This window comes from Aquimarina sp. AWH4_224, assembly GCF_056160245.1.
This window is the reverse complement of record NZ_JBSWWU010000001.1, coordinates 591,870-609,286: the sequence shown is the minus strand read 5'-3', so window position 1 is coordinate 609,286 and position 17,417 is coordinate 591,870. Positions and strand designations below refer to the sequence as shown.

The 17,417-nt window shown below is 35.9% G+C and carries 20 protein-coding genes; 9 read left to right on the top strand and 11 right to left on the bottom strand.

What is annotated here, in order from left to right:
• The first annotated feature begins 21 nt into the window (after positions 1 to 21).
• Positions 22 to 321 (top strand): hypothetical protein, encoded by a 300-nt coding sequence (locus tag ACXAGJ_RS03020; protein WP_474836987.1) that lies wholly within the window; start codon positions 22 to 24, stop codon positions 319 to 321.
• On the opposite strand, the gene ACXAGJ_RS03015 is transcribed toward ACXAGJ_RS03020, so the two are convergent.
• The 6 genes from ACXAGJ_RS03015 to ACXAGJ_RS02990 all read right to left on the bottom strand — a co-directional run bounded on the left by ACXAGJ_RS03015 (position 318) and on the right by ACXAGJ_RS02990 (position 5,415).
• The gene (locus tag ACXAGJ_RS03015; RefSeq protein ID WP_474836985.1) at positions 318 to 839 is read right to left on the bottom strand and encodes a DUF6787 family protein; all 522 of its coding nucleotides are present in this window, start codon (positions 837 to 839) and stop codon (positions 318 to 320) included. The genes ACXAGJ_RS03020 and ACXAGJ_RS03015 overlap by 4 nt on opposite strands.
• Positions 840 to 870: 31 nt before the next feature.
• Positions 871 to 1,353 (bottom strand): DUF6146 family protein, encoded by a 483-nt coding sequence (locus tag ACXAGJ_RS03010; protein ID WP_473280146.1) that lies wholly within the window; start codon positions 1,351 to 1,353, stop codon positions 871 to 873.
• 16 nt (positions 1,354 to 1,369) lie between these two features.
• Positions 1,370 to 2,008 (bottom strand): DUF937 domain-containing protein, encoded by a 639-nt coding sequence (locus tag ACXAGJ_RS03005; RefSeq protein WP_073314071.1) that lies wholly within the window; start codon positions 2,006 to 2,008, stop codon positions 1,370 to 1,372.
• Between the two features lie 175 nt (positions 2,009 to 2,183).
• Positions 2,184 to 3,134: an NAD(P)-dependent oxidoreductase gene (locus ACXAGJ_RS03000; protein ID WP_473280144.1), complete on the bottom strand. Its 951-nt coding sequence runs from the start codon at positions 3,132 to 3,134 to the stop codon at positions 2,184 to 2,186.
• 29 nt (positions 3,135 to 3,163) lie between these two features.
• The gene (serC, locus tag ACXAGJ_RS02995; protein ID WP_474836982.1) at positions 3,164 to 4,228 is read right to left on the bottom strand and encodes a 3-phosphoserine/phosphohydroxythreonine transaminase; all 1,065 of its coding nucleotides are present in this window, start codon (positions 4,226 to 4,228) and stop codon (positions 3,164 to 3,166) included.
• Positions 4,229 to 4,353: 125 nt separating this feature from the next.
• The gene (locus tag ACXAGJ_RS02990) at positions 4,354 to 5,415 is read right to left on the bottom strand and encodes an acyl-CoA reductase (RefSeq protein ID WP_474836980.1); all 1,062 of its coding nucleotides are present in this window, start codon (positions 5,413 to 5,415) and stop codon (positions 4,354 to 4,356) included.
• Between the two features lie 66 nt (positions 5,416 to 5,481).
• Between ACXAGJ_RS02990 and ACXAGJ_RS02985 the strand changes: the two genes are divergently transcribed.
• The 4 genes from ACXAGJ_RS02985 (at position 5,482) to ACXAGJ_RS02970 (ending at position 8,359) form a co-directional block, all read left to right on the top strand.
• On the top strand, positions 5,482 to 5,832 hold the full coding sequence (locus ACXAGJ_RS02985; protein WP_473280138.1) for a 4Fe-4S dicluster domain-containing protein: 351 nt from the start codon (positions 5,482 to 5,484) through the stop codon (positions 5,830 to 5,832).
• A gap of 117 nt (positions 5,833 to 5,949) precedes the next feature.
• Entirely contained in the window at positions 5,950 to 6,585 is a 636-nt protein-coding gene (locus ACXAGJ_RS02980; RefSeq protein ID WP_474836978.1) for a hypothetical protein, read from the top strand.
• A gap of 111 nt (positions 6,586 to 6,696) precedes the next feature.
• The gene (locus tag ACXAGJ_RS02975; RefSeq protein WP_474836976.1) at positions 6,697 to 7,566 is read left to right on the top strand and encodes an alpha/beta hydrolase; all 870 of its coding nucleotides are present in this window, start codon (positions 6,697 to 6,699) and stop codon (positions 7,564 to 7,566) included.
• Complete coding sequence (locus tag ACXAGJ_RS02970) at positions 7,559 to 8,359, top strand: alpha/beta hydrolase (protein WP_474836974.1); 801 nt, start codon at positions 7,559 to 7,561, stop codon at positions 8,357 to 8,359. Before ACXAGJ_RS02975 ends, ACXAGJ_RS02970 begins: the two co-directional genes overlap by 8 nt.
• 10 nt (positions 8,360 to 8,369) lie before the next feature.
• On the opposite strand, the gene ACXAGJ_RS02965 is transcribed toward ACXAGJ_RS02970, so the two are convergent.
• The 5 genes from ACXAGJ_RS02965 to ACXAGJ_RS02945 form a co-directional block, all read right to left on the bottom strand.
• Positions 8,370 to 8,735: a hypothetical protein gene (locus ACXAGJ_RS02965; RefSeq protein WP_474836972.1), complete on the bottom strand. Its 366-nt coding sequence runs from the start codon at positions 8,733 to 8,735 to the stop codon at positions 8,370 to 8,372.
• A gap of 361 nt (positions 8,736 to 9,096) precedes the next feature.
• The gene (locus tag ACXAGJ_RS02960; RefSeq protein WP_474836970.1) at positions 9,097 to 9,975 is read right to left on the bottom strand and encodes a GIN domain-containing protein; all 879 of its coding nucleotides are present in this window, start codon (positions 9,973 to 9,975) and stop codon (positions 9,097 to 9,099) included.
• A 28-nt stretch (positions 9,976 to 10,003) separates the two neighbouring features.
• Positions 10,004 to 10,531 carry a DoxX family protein gene (locus tag ACXAGJ_RS02955; RefSeq protein WP_474836968.1) on the bottom strand — a complete coding sequence of 176 codons (528 nt, stop codon included), beginning with the start codon at positions 10,529 to 10,531 and terminating at the stop codon, positions 10,004 to 10,006.
• A 133-nt stretch (positions 10,532 to 10,664) separates the two neighbouring features.
• Entirely contained in the window at positions 10,665 to 12,368 is a 1,704-nt protein-coding gene (locus ACXAGJ_RS02950; RefSeq protein WP_474836966.1) for an alpha-amylase family glycosyl hydrolase, read from the bottom strand.
• A gap of 93 nt (positions 12,369 to 12,461) precedes the next feature.
• Positions 12,462 to 13,643 carry a helix-turn-helix domain-containing protein gene (locus ACXAGJ_RS02945; RefSeq protein ID WP_474836964.1) on the bottom strand — a complete coding sequence of 394 codons (1,182 nt, stop codon included), beginning with the start codon at positions 13,641 to 13,643 and terminating at the stop codon, positions 12,462 to 12,464.
• 83 nt (positions 13,644 to 13,726) lie between these two features.
• Here ACXAGJ_RS02945 and menA point away from each other — a divergent pair, with 83 nt between their 5' ends.
• Genes menA through ACXAGJ_RS02925 form a run of 4 tightly spaced genes read left to right on the top strand, consistent with a single transcriptional unit; the run spans position 13,727 to position 17,377 of the window.
• The gene (gene menA, locus ACXAGJ_RS02940; protein ID WP_474836962.1) at positions 13,727 to 14,686 is read left to right on the top strand and encodes a 1,4-dihydroxy-2-naphthoate octaprenyltransferase; all 960 of its coding nucleotides are present in this window, start codon (positions 13,727 to 13,729) and stop codon (positions 14,684 to 14,686) included.
• Positions 14,687 to 14,720: 34 nt separating this feature from the next.
• Complete coding sequence (locus ACXAGJ_RS02935) at positions 14,721 to 15,401, top strand: metal-dependent hydrolase (protein WP_474836960.1); 681 nt, start codon at positions 14,721 to 14,723, stop codon at positions 15,399 to 15,401.
• Positions 15,402 to 16,451, top strand: coding sequence for an o-succinylbenzoate synthase (locus ACXAGJ_RS02930; protein WP_474836958.1), 1,050 nt, complete (start codon positions 15,402 to 15,404; stop codon positions 16,449 to 16,451).
• A gap of 2 nt (positions 16,452 to 16,453) precedes the next feature.
• A complete protein-coding gene (locus ACXAGJ_RS02925; RefSeq protein WP_474836956.1) occupies positions 16,454 to 17,377 on the top strand; it encodes a lysostaphin resistance A-like protein in 924 nt (307 codons plus the stop codon).
• Positions 17,378 to 17,417 lie beyond the last annotated feature (40 nt).

Below are 17,417 nucleotides of genomic sequence, written 5' to 3'. Positions count from 1 at the left end.
TAACAACCTAATTATAAGTTTATGGCAAAAGAAAAATATAAAAAATTAGCACTAAGTCTTCTATTTGATGCAATGGGAATGGTGACCTTTGTGATTCCTATGATAGGAGAATTTGGAGATGTGGTGTGGGCTCCATTGGCAGCTTATCTTATGACAAGAATGTATAAAGGAAATGTAGGTAAAGCAGCAGGTTTTGTTACATTTGTAGAAGAGGCTTTGCCAGGTTTTGATGTGATCCCTACGTTTACCATTATGTGGTTGTATACCTATGTATTCAAAAAAGAAAAAGTAGAAGATATTATCGATGCAGAAATATCTTAATTCTTTAAAAAACGAGCAAATCCCATTCTAGAAAGCATTTTCTTTTCAAAATTCCAGAAGAATTTGAACTGACCAAATAACCATCCTACGATCAATAGTATAATTTGATATACAGGGAAGATCAGGAATATGCGTAGTGGCCAGTAAATCCAACCACTGGTGGTTTCTTTGCTAAGTCCTATTAATGAGATGATAGGGTCGGATATTCGGGCTGCAGTAGATCCTGTAACCGCAAAGGCAATAAAAATAGCGATCAATTCCCATCGATAGGTGACTTCCCATTTTTTTTCTAGTACACTAAAAAGTTTAAGCGTAATCCAAAGAAGAACTGCAGCAAATAAAATGCTTAGCGAAGATAAAATACCCAGATAAGCTACATCATTAGGTTGCAATTCAAAAATACTAATGATTCTTTTACCAATAAGATATCCAGAAAGTACAAGGCTTGTCAAGCCCAAAAACGGAAATAGTAATTGCCAGTTGGATGTTATTTGCCAGCGATCCTTAAATTTTTGCATGTAGCAAAAATACAACTAAAAAATCTGTAAATCAAAACGTTTGCCCACGAGCAAAGGTAAAACGTTGTCGATATTGTTGTTGAAAGAACAAGAAGTAATTGTACAGTAAATAATTTACCTCATAACCATATGCAATTCCAGATTCATAGTTAATGGGTTGCATGTACAAGTTGGGATCAAAACGCAGCGGTTGTTGTACCCTTTGATTATATTCTATTACAAAAAGGTTATTACGTGTTTCTAAGAAATTTTCTGAATAATACCCTCTTGGGCGTTGAGTGAGTAACCAGGCATTAAATCCAGGTTCTATAATAATGATTTCATATTCCAGACTGTCATTGGCTATTCTGAGCGTATCAGACATTTGACTATCATTGGTCGCCAAGAGGTTTCTGTCCTTAGTTGTTGAACAACTATAGATAAAAACTCCCAAAACAATGATATACATTATATTTTTCCACATACTACGCTTAAAATACAAAAAAGCCGAAGATTTCTCTTCGGCTTTAACCATTATTTATGATCTGTTTTTATTTTCCAAATAATCCACCTAGCAGACCACCAAGTCCGCCTTTCTTGCTTCCGCTACCGCTTAACAACATACCTGCTACATCATCTAGGATACTTCCGTCTCCATCTGCATCAAGAAAAGATTCTATTAATGATTGTTGCTTAGATCCAGCACCACCACCAGACATATTACCCAACATGCCTAATAATCCGTTGGCATCGCTTACATTGCTTTGAGAAGCTTGCTTACCTAGGACTCCCATCAAAATTGGAGCGGCAACCTTTAGAATTTGTGCAACAGAACCTGCATCCATTCCAGATTTTTGGCTTAATGCATTTTCAACTGCTGGTTGTTTACCTCCAAGGATATGTCCTAATATTCCCGCACCATCATCAGAAACGCTTTGATCAACACCACCTTCAAATAAACCTCCTAGGTTGTCCAAAATTCCTCCAGTGTGCTTTCCTGATAAAGCATTAAGTAAACCAGAAGCTCCCTCTGGAGTAGAAGCGTTACGTTGCATTGCACCCATAAGTACTGGCATAGCCATACTCAACAAATCTCCTGTTTTATTAGCAGGTTGACCGGTTTGAGAACTTACACCGTTAATGATTTGTCTGCCCATCGGGCTATCTAAAAGATCTAGAATTCCTGACATAGTAGTTTAGTTTTTATTAATGATAATTAAAATTACATCTTTTCTATGTAGAATTAAAAATATGATACTACTTTATTTTGCCGACAATTCGATGAATGACACATTTCAAGGATGAAAGAATAAAAAACGCCATTCCCGTAAAGAAATGGCGTTTTTAATATTACTTTTTATCTGGTTATTTCAGTATAGAAATAATCTGATCAGCAAGTTCTACTCCGATACGATCTTGAGCTTCACCAGTGGCAGCTCCAATATGAGGAGTTAAAGAGATTTTGCTGTTCATTAGTACCTTGATGGCAGGGCTAGGCTCATTTTCGAATACATCAAGTCCTGCAAAGCCTAATTTTCCTTTTTCCAAAGCTTCAACCAATGCAACTTCATCTACAACACCGCCTCGAGCAGCGTTTACAAGTCCAGCACCATCTTTCATTTGTGCGATTTCGGCTTTTCCGATCACATATTCTTTTTGTGCAGGCACATGAAGAGTAAAGAAATCGGCATTTTTAAGTACTTCTTCTTTGGATACGGTTTTGATCTTAAAGTTTGCCGATTGTCCATCAAAGAATTCCAATGGGATATCTACTTCTTCTATAAACGGATCAAATGCTATTACGTTCATTCCAACACCAATTGCAATTTTGGCAGTAGCTTGTCCGATTCGTCCAATTCCGATGATACCAAGAGTTTTTCCTCTAAGCTCAATTCCTCCACCGTAAGATTTCTTAAGATTTTTGAATTTGCTATCACCTTCTAAAGGCATATTTCTATTGGAGTCATGTAAAAAACGAACTCCACCATACAAATGAGCAAATACTAGTTCTGCAACTGAACCAGAAGAGGCTGCAGGGGTATTGATTACATGTAACCCTTTTTCTCTAGCATAGGCAACATCAATATTATCCATACCAACACCACCACGTCCAATGATTTTTAGCGAAGGACAGTTGTCTATAATATCGGTTCTTACTTTGGTGGCACTTCTTACTAATAAAACAGAGATTTCGTTATCATTAATGTAATCCACCAACTGGTCTTGAGCGACGGTCGTAGTTAATACTTCGAACCCTACTTTTTCGAGGGCATTAATACCACTTTGTGATACTCCGTCGTTTGCTAATACTTTCATTATTAATTTTTAAGTTTTAAATGTTGGTTTTATGCTTTTCTTTCTAAATCGCCCATTACGTCTACCAATGCGGCTACACTTTCTATAGTCATAGCATTGTACATACTAGCGCGATATCCGCCTACACTACGGTGTCCATTAACACCGTTAATTCCAGCTTCTTTCCACATGGCATCAAATGTCTCTTTTAAATCTTCATTCACCAGTGTAAAAGTGGCATTCATTACAGAACGATCTTCTTTGGCAGCAAAACCTTTGAATAATGGATTTACATCTATTTCAGAATAAATAAGGTTGGCCTTTTTCTCATTTAGCTCTTCGATAGTAGCCAATCCTCCTAGGTTTTTTAGCCATCTCAAGGTGAGCATAGAAGTGTATACTGCAAAAACAGGAGGGGTGTTAAACATACTTGCTTTACCTAGATGTACTTGGTAATCAAGCATCGATGGGATTTGTCTGTTGATTTTTCCTAAGATATCCTCTTTTATCACTACTAATGTAGTTCCTGCAGGTCCCATATTCTTTTGGGCTCCAGCATATATCAATGAGAACTTAGAGAAGTCCATTTGTCTAGAGAAGATGTCACTACTCATGTCACAAATTAAAGGTGCATTCGATTTTGGAAAATCCTTGATTTGTGTTCCAAAAATAGTGTTATTACTTGTACAGTGTACATAATCCAAATCCTCAGGTACTTCATAACCTTTTGGGATATAGTTGAAATTAGCATCTTTTGAAGAAGCAAGTTCTACCACATCTCCAAAAAGTTTTGCTTCTTTGATCGCTTTATCACTCCAACTACCAGTGTTGATATATCCCGCTTTATTTTGCAGTAAATTATAGGCTACCATTAGGAATTGAGTACTCGCTCCTCCTTGTAAGAAAAGTGCTTTATATCCTTTTCCTTCAAGGCCTAGTAATTCTAAAGCCAGGCTGCGGGCCTCTTCCATAATATCAACAAAATCTTTGCTACGATGGGAGATCTCGATTACCGAAAGGCCAGAGTTATTGTAATCTAAAATGGCTTGTGATGCTTCTTTAAAAACTTCTTCGGGTAAGATACATGGTCCTGCGCTAAAATTATGCTTCTTCATCGTAATTTTTGTTATGATTTATTATTCCAAATTTCGTCTTGAGTTTTGTTTCAAATAAGATTGAAAAAAACACCACAAAGGTGCTAATAATCTTATACAAATGCATTATTAAAATGATAAATTATTTAGTTAATTTTTGTCAAAAATTCAATAATGTCAACACCGTCAGCATAATCTCCAAGACCAGGGCTTTGAGTTTGTCCAAAATCAACAGTTTTTTGGGTTTTGTTCGCGCCTACAATGCATTGTATTTTATCATTATCTTCTTTTAGAATTTGTGAGATTTCTTCATCCGATCCATACTTTTGATAAAACAGTGTTGCAATAGGAGAGGAGTAACTAGGATCTTCTTTCATCATCAAAAATCCATTATCAAACAATTTGTAATTACTCATTAGGTAAACCGCTTTGTTATAATCGTAGTTATTGGCATACTTTTGACTGTCAATAATTGCATGATATCCGTACAAAGCGTTAAAAAGTGTATCAAAATTATAGTCTTCAGGAACATATACTTTAGAAACATTGCGACATCCCAAACCGTAGTAAGTAAAAATATCTTTCCCCAAAGCTTCTAACTGTTCTTTGGTTTCTTCACCAGTAAGAACGGCTACAGAATTTCTATTTTTTCGAATGATGTGGGGTACCTTGCCAAAATAATGTTCAAAATACCTCGATGTATTATTACTTCCGGTAGCGATAATGGCATCATAATCAGAAAACTGTTCTGTAGTGAAGGAAATATAATCTTTGAATCGAGGCTCTATTTCAATCAAATACGAAGTAAGAAATGGAAGTAGTTGATTGTCATTCGTGGACTGTTTGATCAGTATTTTATGACCAGAAATCAAAACACAAAGAAAATCATGAAATCCAACCAAAGGGATATTTCCTGCCATGATTACTCCAACAGTTTTTGGAGTCATATGGGATAGTTCATAAGCAGATAACCACTGCTTTAGATTTGCTTCGGTTAGTGCATTACTCCATTCATCAACAGCAAAAAGGACGTTTTCCTTGGTAAACCACCCGTTGTAATGCTTTGCACTTTCAATTTTTTGGATCATTTCATCAAAAAATGAATCATCAGCGTTATTGGTATTAACTTTCTCATAACCAGTAGATTTAAATTGGCTTAGAAACTCTCCGAGTTTTGCAAAAGCGTTAATTCGATCATTTAATACCATTTCTTATTTGTTTATCACTAGTTTAGGAGTTATTTTTGTGTTGCAAATTTAGAATAAAAAAGAGCTATGGCAATTATAATAACAGATGAATGTATAAACTGTGGAGCATGTGAGCCAGAGTGTCCAAATACAGCAATATATGAAGGCGCAGACGATTGGAGATATTCTGACGGAACCGATTTAAACGGTGACGTAGTTTTGCCTGGTGGGAAAGCGGTGAATGCCGATGAAGCACAGGAACCAGTTAGCGATGAGATCTACTATATAGTACCTGATAAATGTACAGAATGTAAAGGTTTCCATGAGGAGCCACAGTGTGCGGCAGTATGTCCGGTGGATTGTTGTGTACCCGATGAGGATGTGGTAGAAACAGAAGAATTTTTATTACAGAAACAAGCATTTATGCATAAAGAATAATACTTCAATACGATGTATACGCTATGACCTGTCTCTTAAAGACAGGTTTTTTTATGGCTGTTCTTTAAATTTTAGTATTTTCGTCGCTAAGTACAACCTCAAGTCAAAACCATAGTTATGAAAAAAATCATTTTCTTTTTATTAGTGTTAGGATGCACTACCACTTTTTATGGACAATATCGCTGGGAAATATCCGGTGGAGCCACTTTTTCTAAATTAAACCTAGATAATATTGATAGCAGCACAGGAACAGGGTTCTTTTTGAATGCCGGTTATGGGTATGTTATGGGGGTAAGAGCTAGAACCAGTATTGTTTTTTCTTTGGAGATTTTGCAGAGAAGTAGTGAGTTAGACCTTACTTCTGGAAGTTTTTCTGGTGTAAATATTCCTGGGAGCAGTGCAAATGTAGATGTAAAAGCTTTGCAAATCGGATTTAATCCAAAATTTCGATACCTCACCGGAGAGGGTAAAGATCGTTTTAGAGGATTTGTTAATGTCGGACCTTCTTTTAGAGTAAATACTAATTTTGAAATAGGAGGAGAAGAGTTGGAAGATGATGCCTATGAAAAACTAGTCATTGGTGGGGTTTACGGTATTGGATTCTCGCAAATGGTAGGTGAAATGTTTGATATCATGGCCGAAGTAGGTGCCATGAATGACTTTGTAGACAATATTACGGATACAGATAGTAAGTTTTTTGATTTCTATGCACGAGTAGGGGTTCGTTTCAGAATCTACGATGCTAGGCGATAAAGAATGATAACGATATCTTAAGAATTATTTAGAATCCCGCTTCGGCGGGATTTTTCTTACCCTTTTTTGTTTAAAATTTTGTAAATTAGATCATTACAAAAGTTTTTTGGAATGCCAAATTGGGGATACATATTACTTGCTCTTGTGGTGATCTATATCATTATTAGTGTTGCATTATATTATCTGCAAGAGTATTTCATTTTCAAACCAGAAAAATTAGACAAAGATTTCGAGTTTTATTACAACAACCAAACCGTAGAAGAATATAACCTGAAGACAAGGGATGGAGCCATTATTAATGGATTGCATTTCAAGGTAGAGAAACCCAAAGGGGTGGTATTATACCTTAAAGGAAATTCTAAAAGTATTAAGGGTTGGGGGAAATTTGCAGTAGATTTTACCAGACACGGTTATGAAGTAGTGATGTTGGATTATAGAGGGTTTGGTAAAAGTACTGGAAGACGCTCTTTTAAAGCTTTAAAACGAGATCTTCAATTTGTCTATAACAAGATTAAAGAAAAAGTAAACGAGAAATATATCATTCTATATGGTCGTTCTATGGGGTCAGGGTTTGCGGCTAAGCTAGCGTCTATTAATAATCCTAAAATGCTAATTCTGGATGCACCTTATTATAGTTTGACCAAAGTAGCCGCTAAATTTATTCCTTTTATGCCCGTATCCTTGATCATGAGATACCCTATACCAACGTATAAATGGTTAAAATATGTTAATTGCCCCATACATATCATTCATGGGACGCATGATAAGTTAATTCCTTTTAAATCCAGCGTAAAATTATCCAAGATTCGTCCAAAACTGACGAGACTGTATACGGTAATAGGAGGAGGGCACAAAAATTTGAATAATTTTGAATCATACCATAGAATGTTGGGTGAAATCATTAATTCCAGAATGAAAAGAATCAATTTCTCTGAAACTAGCATTGGAGTTAATCATTCTTCAAAACAAGTTAATGCGTAGACTGAAAACCATATTTTATTGGCTGGTGGGTTTCTATGCTGTCCTGATATTGCTACTCTATTTTTTTCAGGAAAAAATTCTATTTCATCCTGAAGTATTAGCCAAAGATTTTGTTTTTGAATTTGATTATGTATTCGAAGAGATCTATCTACCTTCTGAAGATGGAGCAGAGCTTCATGGAATTCATTTTAAAAACCAAGACCCAAATGGTGTCATTCTATATTTTCATGGTAATAGCGGAAGCTTACGACGTTGGGGAGAACTCACCACCTTTTTTGTGGAAAAAAACTATGATGTGGTAATTATGGATTATCGCGGGTATGGTAAGAGTACTGGTGTTTTAACTGAACAGCGATTATATGACGATGCACAACTATTTTATGAGTATGTCCTAAAACATTTTCCGGAAAATGAAATCGTTGTATATGGGAGGTCACTGGGGACAGGAGTAGCGATTAAAGTAGCTGCAGATAATAAACCTGAACGACTTGTATTAGAAACTCCATACTACAGCATACAAGAGATAGCTGAGACAAAGTTCCCATTCATTCCCACTACGAGCATTCTAAAATATCGAATTCCATCTCATGAGATGATTCAAGATGTGCGTTGTGCAATTACGATTTACCATGGAACTAATGATCAGGTAGTGCCTTTTCCATCCGGAAAGCGATTATTTGAAAGCATACTCAACAAAAATAAAAAGTTTATTGTGGTACCCGACGGATCCCACAATAATCTAATTTTATATCAAGAGTACTTATCTACTATCGATAGTGCATTAGGAAACTAAGAGATAAGTCCTAAAAGTTATTCAACGCATCTCTGTATTCTCTCAAATCAGAGATGTTCATTTTGTTATTTAAACTTTTGGTAAGCGACACAAGATATTTTAGACTTTCTACTGGATCAGATCCAGGTGTACTCTCGTTAGCAGCTTCTTCATCTTCTATAGGTTCGTCATCTGGGATGGGAACCAGAAAAGAATTATGCTCCTCGATATGTTCGTAGGTGTATCTAAGTACTTTTACTACCAAAGGTACCTCTTCCTGTAACGCATACTCTCTAAGTGATTTTAGATCTTCAATAAGAGCATCTGAATTGATTCCGGTGTTATCAAGATCTGCAACAATCTTGTCTACTAATTTGATGGCTTTTTTATTTTCCAATGATATTAATTATATGATGGTTAATTAAATTATCACTGCAAATTTAATTTTTTCCTGAACTTTTGAAACCACTAAACCGGTATTTTATTCAAACATTACAATTATTTTTCTGTTTACGATAATTTAACAATAAATGGGTTTTTTATATATACTGTTGATTGTCAGTTGTTTAAACTGTTTTATTTTAACAAATACTAGTATTCCTGCTAAAGTTTGAGGTAAAACCGTAACCGTTTATACCCCAAACCTCTTTATCTTTGAAAAGTATTCCAATTACAATTTTTCCCTTACTTTTTTTGTTTTCCCCAACACTTACCTCCTTAGTCCTAAGGAGGTAAGTTCTTCTTTATACCTATCGGTTTTAAAAAAGTTTTACGATTTGGTCTTTATCTTCTGCCTTGATAGTGACCAAAAGTTTTCTAAATCCAAGCGAATTAACCTTGTATACTTTGGTACCTGTTGTCCAGTTTTCTTTTCTTACCGAACCTGGCATCATTGGGAAACCGTACCCGAACTTGGAACCATCGGGTTTTGGCCCAACGACAAAAAAGTTGTTTCTAGAGAATGAGTTATTCTTAATTTTGAAATTGATGTACTCGATAGAAACATCTTTCTTAATACTAGATTTTGCGATCATTCGTTTGCTATCTCCTTTCAAGAATTTTGGGGTATTGGTTACGATTAACTTTGCATTGTCATTTAGATCAGAATTCAAGGTGTTCATCACATTTACCTTGGCGCTTCCCCAACTCCAAATTTGGATAGTTGCGTTTTCTGCGATAAGGCCTGATGCATCTACAGTACCTACTTCGTTTCCGATGCGCAGCTCTTCAGTTTTGCCTTTGGCTATTATTTTACCTACCAATGCCATTAATCGTATCTCTTTTGTATTCAGGTTAATGATTTTGGTGGTATCATGGGTTCCCTGCTCAACGGCTTCTAGTGCAGGAGCTCCGATAATGATTTTGGCTTTCTTTGTGGGTTGAATCCATTCTAGTTGTCCTATGGATAACACTCCATCTACTACTTCTTTGTCGATGTTTTGAAATAAGTTATTATCTGTGGTAATAGTTAATGATTCTTCTTGGGCTGCATCGATCAATACATCGGCATAAAAGTTGATCTTTATGGTATGTATATTATTGACGTCGAATTTTTTGGTTTCAATGATTCCGTTACCCTTTATTTGAGCATATCCAATGCATCCCATAAGGAAAAATAAAAATGTTAGTGTTCTCATAATGTTTTGATTTTGAATTATTGTTTTTTTAGATGAAATGAATATGAGTAGATACTTTAGTCTTGTTTCGGGACCATTGCCGAGAGAGTAGATAGTCCAGACCGAACCTGCCAGAACCTAGCACAAGATGATACATAGAAAGCCATAAGAATCCCATGGCAGGAAGCATGCCCCAAAGGCCATCGTCCCATTTTTGAAAGAATATGGCAACCAGCATGGTACACATGATAAAGAATGAGGCAACTCTGGTTTTTAAACCAAGAGCAAGAAATACTCCGCCTATAGCTTCGCTAGCAGCACCCATCCAGGCAAAAAATAAGGGGAACATGGCAAAAATACCTCCATATGCTGCGATATCTTTAGGAAACCAATCTACTACTTCGAATAAACCTAGTTCTGGTGACCCTTCAGGACTCCATGGTACTCCAAATTTGCTTCCTCCAAAATTGATGGCTAGGGCTACCCCACATATTACTCTAGGAATAGCGAAGGCCAAATCTATTGACCAATGTTTCATTAAGGTAGGCGTGATTATCGTTTTAAGTACTTTTTTCATTTGTTTTAGATTTTGATGATTGAACAGTTCAAAAGTCCAAAACCTCAATGATACCCACGCCTCATAACAAAATAAGACGGCTCAAATTATGATTTGAGCCGTCTTATTCTTTTGAGACTTCGTCTATAAAGCCTTATTTTTTCTGGGCTAAGAGAACAATGTTTTCATAAGTGCTTAGTGTTACTTTACCATCGGTAACTTTTGCTTCTATACCCGAATAATGATCAATTACTGTAGTTCCTTCTTCAAAAAGAGTTTGAGTGGGAACTATTTTTTCTCCTGTTGGAAGTTCTAACCCTACAACAACCGTATCCGAAATGCCATTTTGTTTATATGTTCTCGAAAACACATATGGAGCATTCGAGATCATTTTGTGTTTACCAGCACCTACTGCAGGATGCTCTTTTCTGAACGTTCCCAGTTTTTGCCAGTGAGTTAATAAAGATTTTGTTGTTTCATTTTCTAAAGCATCCCAATTCATATTAGAGCGTAAAGTAGCATCACCTTCGGTTTCTTCAATGATTAATGGTCTTGCCGTTTCGTCTCCATAATATACTTGAGAGATTCCTGGAGTAAGCAGGAGTTTTGTCGCAGACTCGTAGGTTTTACTTCTTTCCTTATCAAAAGGATCACCATCGTCATGAGAACTGATATAGTTCATGACCCCTTTCCCAATAAGGCTAGTGCTTAAAATTGTACTATACTTGCTGAAAAGGGTTTCATAATCCAATTGTTTGGCATCATACTTAAACTGAAAATTAATCATGTTATCAAAACCATGAGCAAAATAATCTACTTTCTTATCTCCAAAATCGTAATATCTTTTGCTATCAATTCCATAGCCGTATAATTCCCCAAGAATATAAAAGTCATTATCGTCCAATACTTCATCGGGGTGTTTTGATTTCCATTCGGCAAAGGCAACTTTGGCTTGTTCTTCCAGCACCTTCCATGCATCTTCTTCTACATGTTTAACGGTGTCTACGCGATACCCATCAATTCCTAACTCTTGCACATAATCCGTAAGCCATTTAATGATATAGTTTTTAGGAGATCGTTTTAACCCGGTTTTGGTAAAAAAGATATCCAACTCAGCTAATTCTATCTCTAATCTGCCTTCAGATGTCCATTTATCAATCAGTGCTTGTGGTAATTCTACTTCTTCATTACTTTCCGTTTTTACATCCGGTAAGTTCTTTACTAGTGTGCATACCGTAGCACTGTTATAGTCTTTATAGGTACATTGAGGTTCTGTACGTACCCAATTATCTGGCCATACCGGATCTTTATCGGTTACCGGTCCAGTGTGGTTCAAAACGACATCCATCAAAATTCGAATACCATTATCATGTGCTACTTTAACCAATTGTTTCAAATCATTATAAGTACCATAATTGGGATCGATTTTGGTCCAGTCTTTGGCCCAATACCCGTGAAAAGCATAAGTATTTCCGGTACCTTCGTCCACACTATCATGGATTTGTTCTACCACTGGAGTAAACCAAATGGCATTGATGCCTAAGTCTTTGAAATACCCTTCTTCTATTTTTTGAATGATCCCTTTGATGTCTCCTCCCTGGAATCCTCTTAGTTTCCCTGTTTCTTTGGTTCTTTCTAATACAATATCGTTTTCTGTATCTCCATTATTAAAACGATCGGTTAGAAGGAAGTAGACATTGGCTCCTTCCCAAATGAAAGGTTCTGATTTCTTTTTACTAGCAGTAGATGCGGTATCCGAAACATCTTTTTGTTCCGTTTTTTCCTTTTTAGAGTCGCTTTTGCACGCAAAAAGTACGCACATCAGCGCAAACAAAGTGATTCTTGCGAAATTATTCATAAGTTCTAGGTGGTTTAAAACGCTAATCTATAAAAACTCTTACAAAAATCGATAGAAGATGAATTGCGATATTGATAAAAATGAATGTAGTAATTATTGATGCTGCATGGCATACTCTGAGGGAGAGGAATTGGTCAATTTTTTGAATACTCGGTTAAATGTTGCTTTGCTATTAAAACCGCACTCATGGGCAATTCCTAACAAGGAGAGTTGTTTTTGTTTTCCTTCCTTAAGCATATCCTGTACTGCTTTCACTCTATATTCGTTGATAAAATCATTAAAGTTTTTTTGAAAACCACTGTTTATAGTTTCAGAAAGAACAGGAACACTTATTTTTAGCATTTTAGATAGTTCCTTCAAATTCAAGTCAGGATTCAAAAAGGGCTTTTCGTCATTCATAAACTGCTCGAGTTTAGTTTTGTTTTCCAAAATGCTATTGTCCTTTGTAGAATCAATAGTTTTTTTCTCGGAAGAAGGAATGACCTCAAAATTCAAATTCTTGAGCGTATTGGTATCTGTAAAATACCCTTTTATGCCAATATAAATAATCGCCAAAGCCGAGAAGAACTGATACCACCATCGTTGGGTCCAGTGCAGGTCAACAATTAAATCTCCAATCACACCTTCAAAAATGCTGTACAGAAAGAGAAAAGAGTAGATGAACAAAAAGTTACGTATCCAGTTGAGTTCTATAGCGTAGGTATTCGAAAAGAAATGCTGGATCTTCTTTTTGTAGGCATAGTATAACTGCAATGTAAAGGTCAAGTACAATAGCATTTGTAGACTTTCTACAATCCCAACTAATGGTTGAACGTACTTTTCATCCAGATGTATTTTTAAGTATCCATTTTGAGTTTCATCAAAACCAGGTAAGGAGGCATCGTAAATAAAAATCGAAATTTTATAAATCACAAAAAGAGTAACAGGCACAAAATGGTAAAAATCTTTTTTCTTAAATCTAAAATTCGGAGTAGTAATAGACTTTACATAAAAATACAACAAAGGTCCTACAGCCAGACTAAGTGCAATTAACCAATAATTGATTTTGGTATTTCGATAGGTGTCGTACCATTCCATAAAACCAATAGTATAGGTGGTTCTATGATATCCCGTTATGAAAATAAGTAGCGCTAAGAGTAAAGCAGGAAGGTACTTTTGATTAAAATATCGCATCAAAAGCAATACTGCAAAGACATACGCTTGTAACACTAATAGCAAAAGTGGTGTGCTGTACAGATTAAAAGAAGGAAATTCAAGAAATAGGATCTGCTGCATACTGCTAATTTAAAGAATTGAAAATTTAATTTTTGTTTTTTTTTAAATGAAAATGATGTTCCTTTGACATCTAAATGATTACCATGAGCAAACTAAAAGCCTGGATTTCGGCAGCTAGACTTAGAACACTTCCTTTATCCGTTTCAGGAATTATTGCCGGATCGGCTATGTTTAATAATGTTGTGTTGAATTCTTATTATAGTGATAAAGAGGTAATCGGTAATCTGGAAGGAGCAGCTCCTTTTTATGCTACGCTTATATTTTGGTTGGCTATTGCCACCACATTAGGTCTGCAAATCTTATCAAATTTTGCCAATGATTATGGAGATGGGGTAAAAGGAACAGATAATAAAGATCGCGTAGGGCCAGAAAGAGCCATCCAAAGTGGAGCAATTACCAAAAAAGCAATGTTTACAGGTATTGTTTGTACAGCTATCATCACCTTTTGTATGGCAATAGCGCTAATTTATGTGTCTTTTGGAAAAGAGAACTTCTTTTACTCCTTATTCTTTTTTGTATTAGGTATCGGTGCCATTGTTGCGGCTATAAAATATACTGTTGGTAATTCTGCTTACGGCTATAGAGGTTTAGGAGATGTATTTGTTTTTATTTTCTTCGGATTGGTAAGTGTAGTAGGATGCTACTTCTTATTTACCAAACAATTGAATGGTCTGGTATTTTTACCTGCGATCACTATTGGTTTGTTGAGTACTGCCGTACTGAACCTAAATAATATGCGTGATTTTCAAAATGATCAAAAAGTAGGAAAGAATACCTTGGTAGTTAAGCTGGGAATTGACAAAGCCAGGCGATATCATTTCACAATTATAGGTATTGGGATGTGTGCGATGCTCCTTTTCTTATGGAAAACCTATCAAGACATAAATGATGCGTTGTTTCTTATTGCTTTCGTACCCCTAACGATTCATTTGGTAAAGGTGTACAAGACTTCTAATACAGAATTACTGGATCCTGAGTTAAAAAAAGTAGCATTATCTACTTTTTTGCTGGCGTTGTTATTTAGTCTGGGACAGATTTTATAATTTCAGCAACACAAATCATCAAAACTGCATACTCATGAAAATTACCTTTTACGGTCATAATACACTATTGATAGAAGTTGAAGATATCAATGTTTTGGTAGATCCTTTTATCACCGGTAATCCTTTGACAAAAGATAAGATTGATATCACTACAATCAAGGCAGATTACATTTTACTTACACATGCACATCAAGATCATGTTTTGGATGCCGAAGCAATAGCTAGGCAAAATGAAGCAACTATTGTTTCTAATTACGAGATTGCTATGTACTATCAAGCAAAAGGAATTGAAGTACACCCTATGAATCATGGCGGTAACTGGGATTTTGATTTTGGTAAAGTAAAGTATGTAAATGCTATTCACACCAGCAGTTTTGCTGATGGCACCTATGGAGGACAACCAGGAGGTTTCATTATAGAGGGCGAACATAAGACCATTTATATTGCCGGAGATACAGCATTAACCATGGATATGAAGTTGATCCCAATGTCTCATACCCTGGATCTGGCGATTTTACCTATTGGCGATAATTTTACAATGGGAGTAGAGGATGCCATCCTTGCTAGTGAGTTTGTAGAATGTGATAAGGTTTTAGGGGTGCACTATGATACTTTTGGATACATAGAGATCGATCATGAAGAAGCCAAACGCAAGTTTTTTGATAAAAACAAGGATCTAATGTTGTTAGAGATAGGAGCTAGTATTGATTTATAAATGAAAGCAACGTATCACAAATATATTTTAGACTTTAAGAGACCTAGTGGTACTTCTCGAGGAGTCTTAAAGCAAAAAGAAACCTGGTTTATTGTCCTTTCTGATAACAATAAAAAGGGGATAGGAGAGTGTGGTATCCTTAGAACATTAAGTATTGATGATCGTCCGGACTATGAGGACAAATTGAAATGGGTTTGCGATAACATCCACCTGGGGTTAGATCAATTACTAGAAGAGATGCGCGAGTTTCCGAGTATACAATTTGGGTTGGAAATAGCATTCGCATCTTTAGAAAGTGAACATCCATTTTTACTGTTTCCTTCGGATTTTACAGAGGGAAGACAAAACATTCCGATCAATGGTTTGATCTGGATGGGCGATAAAGAGTTTATGGAAACTCAAATTAATGAAAAACTACATACAGGTTTTGATTGTATTAAGATGAAAATCGGGGCCATAGATTTTGAAACAGAGCTGGAGTTGTTGTCGTTCATAAGATCAAAGTACGCTTCAGATGTTATTGAATTGCGTGTAGATGCCAACGGAGCTTTCTCTGCGGAGGAAGCTATGAATAAATTAGAACGTCTTTCAGCATTAGAATTACACAGTATTGAACAGCCTATTCGGCAGGGCCAATATGAGGAAATGAATCGTTTATGTAATACCACTCCTTTGCCCATAGCTCTGGACGAAGAATTAATCGGAGTTTTTGATGTAACAGAAAAGCAAAAACTGCTACAAACTATACGACCACAATATATTATTCTAAAACCAAGTTTAATAGGTGGGTTTAAAGGAACGAATGAGTGGATCCAAATAGCAGAAAGTTTGGGGATAGGTTGGTGGATCACAAGTGCTTTGGAGAGTAATATTGGTCTCAATGCTATTGCACAGTATACCTTTACTTTGAAGAGTACAATGCCTCAAGGACTAGGAACCGGAAGTTTGTTTACTAATAATTTTGAAGCTCCACTGCAGGTAGCAAATGGAGAATTGAAATACGAAAAGAATATCGAATGGGTAGTAGAATACCTAAATGAGAATCATTAAATATGTATATAGAACAAGGAAAAAAAGGAAATTTGGGGATGTGGAAATATCTCCCTTTGCCGCTAGGTTTTTTCGGACTTATGGGGCTTAATTATTTGGTCACTTTATTGATGGATATCGACTCTGACACAGTGATCAAACAGCAAATTGAGATGGTAGGGAAAACAGGGTTGTTTCTCCAGTTAATGATTCCTTTTGTGATCTTTTTGGTTGGGTTATTACTTTGGGTCAAGTTTGTGCATCAACAGTCTATTCTATCACTTACTACATCCAGAAAAAAAGTGGATTGGAAAAGAATATTTTTTGTGTTCGGTTTGATGGCCTCTTTTATTATCATTTCAACAGGAGCTGATTATTATTTTTCTCCTGAAGATTATCAACTAAATTTTGAAGCAACATCCTTTATTAAATTATTGATATTGGCAATAATCTTGGTGCCTATTCAGACTAGTTTTGAAGAGTATATGTTTAGAGGATATTTGATGCAAGGTATTGGGTTAGCATCAAAAAAGAGATGGGTTGCCTTGGTCTTTACTTCTATTACTTTTGGATTGTTGCACGCCGCTAACCCCGAAGTAGGAACTTTAGGCCCTATTATCATGGTATACTATATAGGTACGGGATTGTTTTTAGGGATCATCACCTTGATGGACGAAGGAATGGAGTTAGCACTAGGATTTCATGCTGCCAACAATTTGATAACGGTTTTGTTGGTTACTGCAGATTGGACAGCGTTACAAACAGACTCTATTTTGATTGATATCTCTGATCCAGGGACAGGATATCAAATATTAATTCCTGTTTTTGTAATTTTCCCATTGTTCTTGTTGATACTATCTAAAAAGTACAAATGGACAGATTGGAAAGGGAAACTTCTTGGAGAGGTAGATACAACCCCTATTGCGCAAGAGGTAACAAAAGATTAATCTACTCTTTACGTAGACATAACCTTTGGATATGGCAGAA

Excerpts from the sequence above, each read along its gene's own strand:
- ACXAGJ_RS03020 (WP_474836987.1), top strand. The coding sequence starts at position 22 with ATGGCAAAAGAAAAATATAAAAAATTAGCACTAAGTCTTCTATTTGAT.
- ACXAGJ_RS03015 (WP_474836985.1), bottom strand. The coding sequence starts at position 839 with ATGCAAAAATTTAAGGATCGCTGGCAAATAACATCCAACTGGCAATTA.
- ACXAGJ_RS03010 (WP_473280146.1), bottom strand. The coding sequence starts at position 1,353 with ATGGTTAAAGCCGAAGAGAAATCTTCGGCTTTTTTGTATTTTAAGCGT.
- ACXAGJ_RS03005 (WP_073314071.1), bottom strand. The coding sequence starts at position 2,008 with ATGTCAGGAATTCTAGATCTTTTAGATAGCCCGATGGGCAGACAAATC.
- ACXAGJ_RS03000 (WP_473280144.1), bottom strand. The coding sequence starts at position 3,134 with ATGAAAGTATTAGCAAACGACGGAGTATCACAAAGTGGTATTAATGCC.
- serC (WP_474836982.1), bottom strand. The coding sequence starts at position 4,228 with ATGAAGAAGCATAATTTTAGCGCAGGACCATGTATCTTACCCGAAGAA.
- ACXAGJ_RS02990 (WP_474836980.1), bottom strand. The coding sequence starts at position 5,415 with ATGGTATTAAATGATCGAATTAACGCTTTTGCAAAACTCGGAGAGTTT.
- ACXAGJ_RS02985 (WP_473280138.1), top strand. The coding sequence starts at position 5,482 with ATGGCAATTATAATAACAGATGAATGTATAAACTGTGGAGCATGTGAG.
- ACXAGJ_RS02980 (WP_474836978.1), top strand. The coding sequence starts at position 5,950 with ATGAAAAAAATCATTTTCTTTTTATTAGTGTTAGGATGCACTACCACT.
- ACXAGJ_RS02975 (WP_474836976.1), top strand. The coding sequence starts at position 6,697 with ATGCCAAATTGGGGATACATATTACTTGCTCTTGTGGTGATCTATATC.
- ACXAGJ_RS02970 (WP_474836974.1), top strand. The coding sequence starts at position 7,559 with ATGCGTAGACTGAAAACCATATTTTATTGGCTGGTGGGTTTCTATGCT.
- ACXAGJ_RS02960 (WP_474836970.1), bottom strand. The coding sequence starts at position 9,975 with ATGAGAACACTAACATTTTTATTTTTCCTTATGGGATGCATTGGATAT.
- ACXAGJ_RS02955 (WP_474836968.1), bottom strand. The coding sequence starts at position 10,531 with ATGAAAAAAGTACTTAAAACGATAATCACGCCTACCTTAATGAAACAT.
- ACXAGJ_RS02950 (WP_474836966.1), bottom strand. The coding sequence starts at position 12,368 with ATGAATAATTTCGCAAGAATCACTTTGTTTGCGCTGATGTGCGTACTT.
- ACXAGJ_RS02945 (WP_474836964.1), bottom strand. The coding sequence starts at position 13,643 with ATGCAGCAGATCCTATTTCTTGAATTTCCTTCTTTTAATCTGTACAGC.
- menA (WP_474836962.1), top strand. The coding sequence starts at position 13,727 with ATGAGCAAACTAAAAGCCTGGATTTCGGCAGCTAGACTTAGAACACTT.
- ACXAGJ_RS02935 (WP_474836960.1), top strand. The coding sequence starts at position 14,721 with ATGAAAATTACCTTTTACGGTCATAATACACTATTGATAGAAGTTGAA.
- ACXAGJ_RS02930 (WP_474836958.1), top strand. The coding sequence starts at position 15,402 with ATGAAAGCAACGTATCACAAATATATTTTAGACTTTAAGAGACCTAGT.
- ACXAGJ_RS02925 (WP_474836956.1), top strand. The coding sequence starts at position 16,454 with ATGTATATAGAACAAGGAAAAAAAGGAAATTTGGGGATGTGGAAATAT.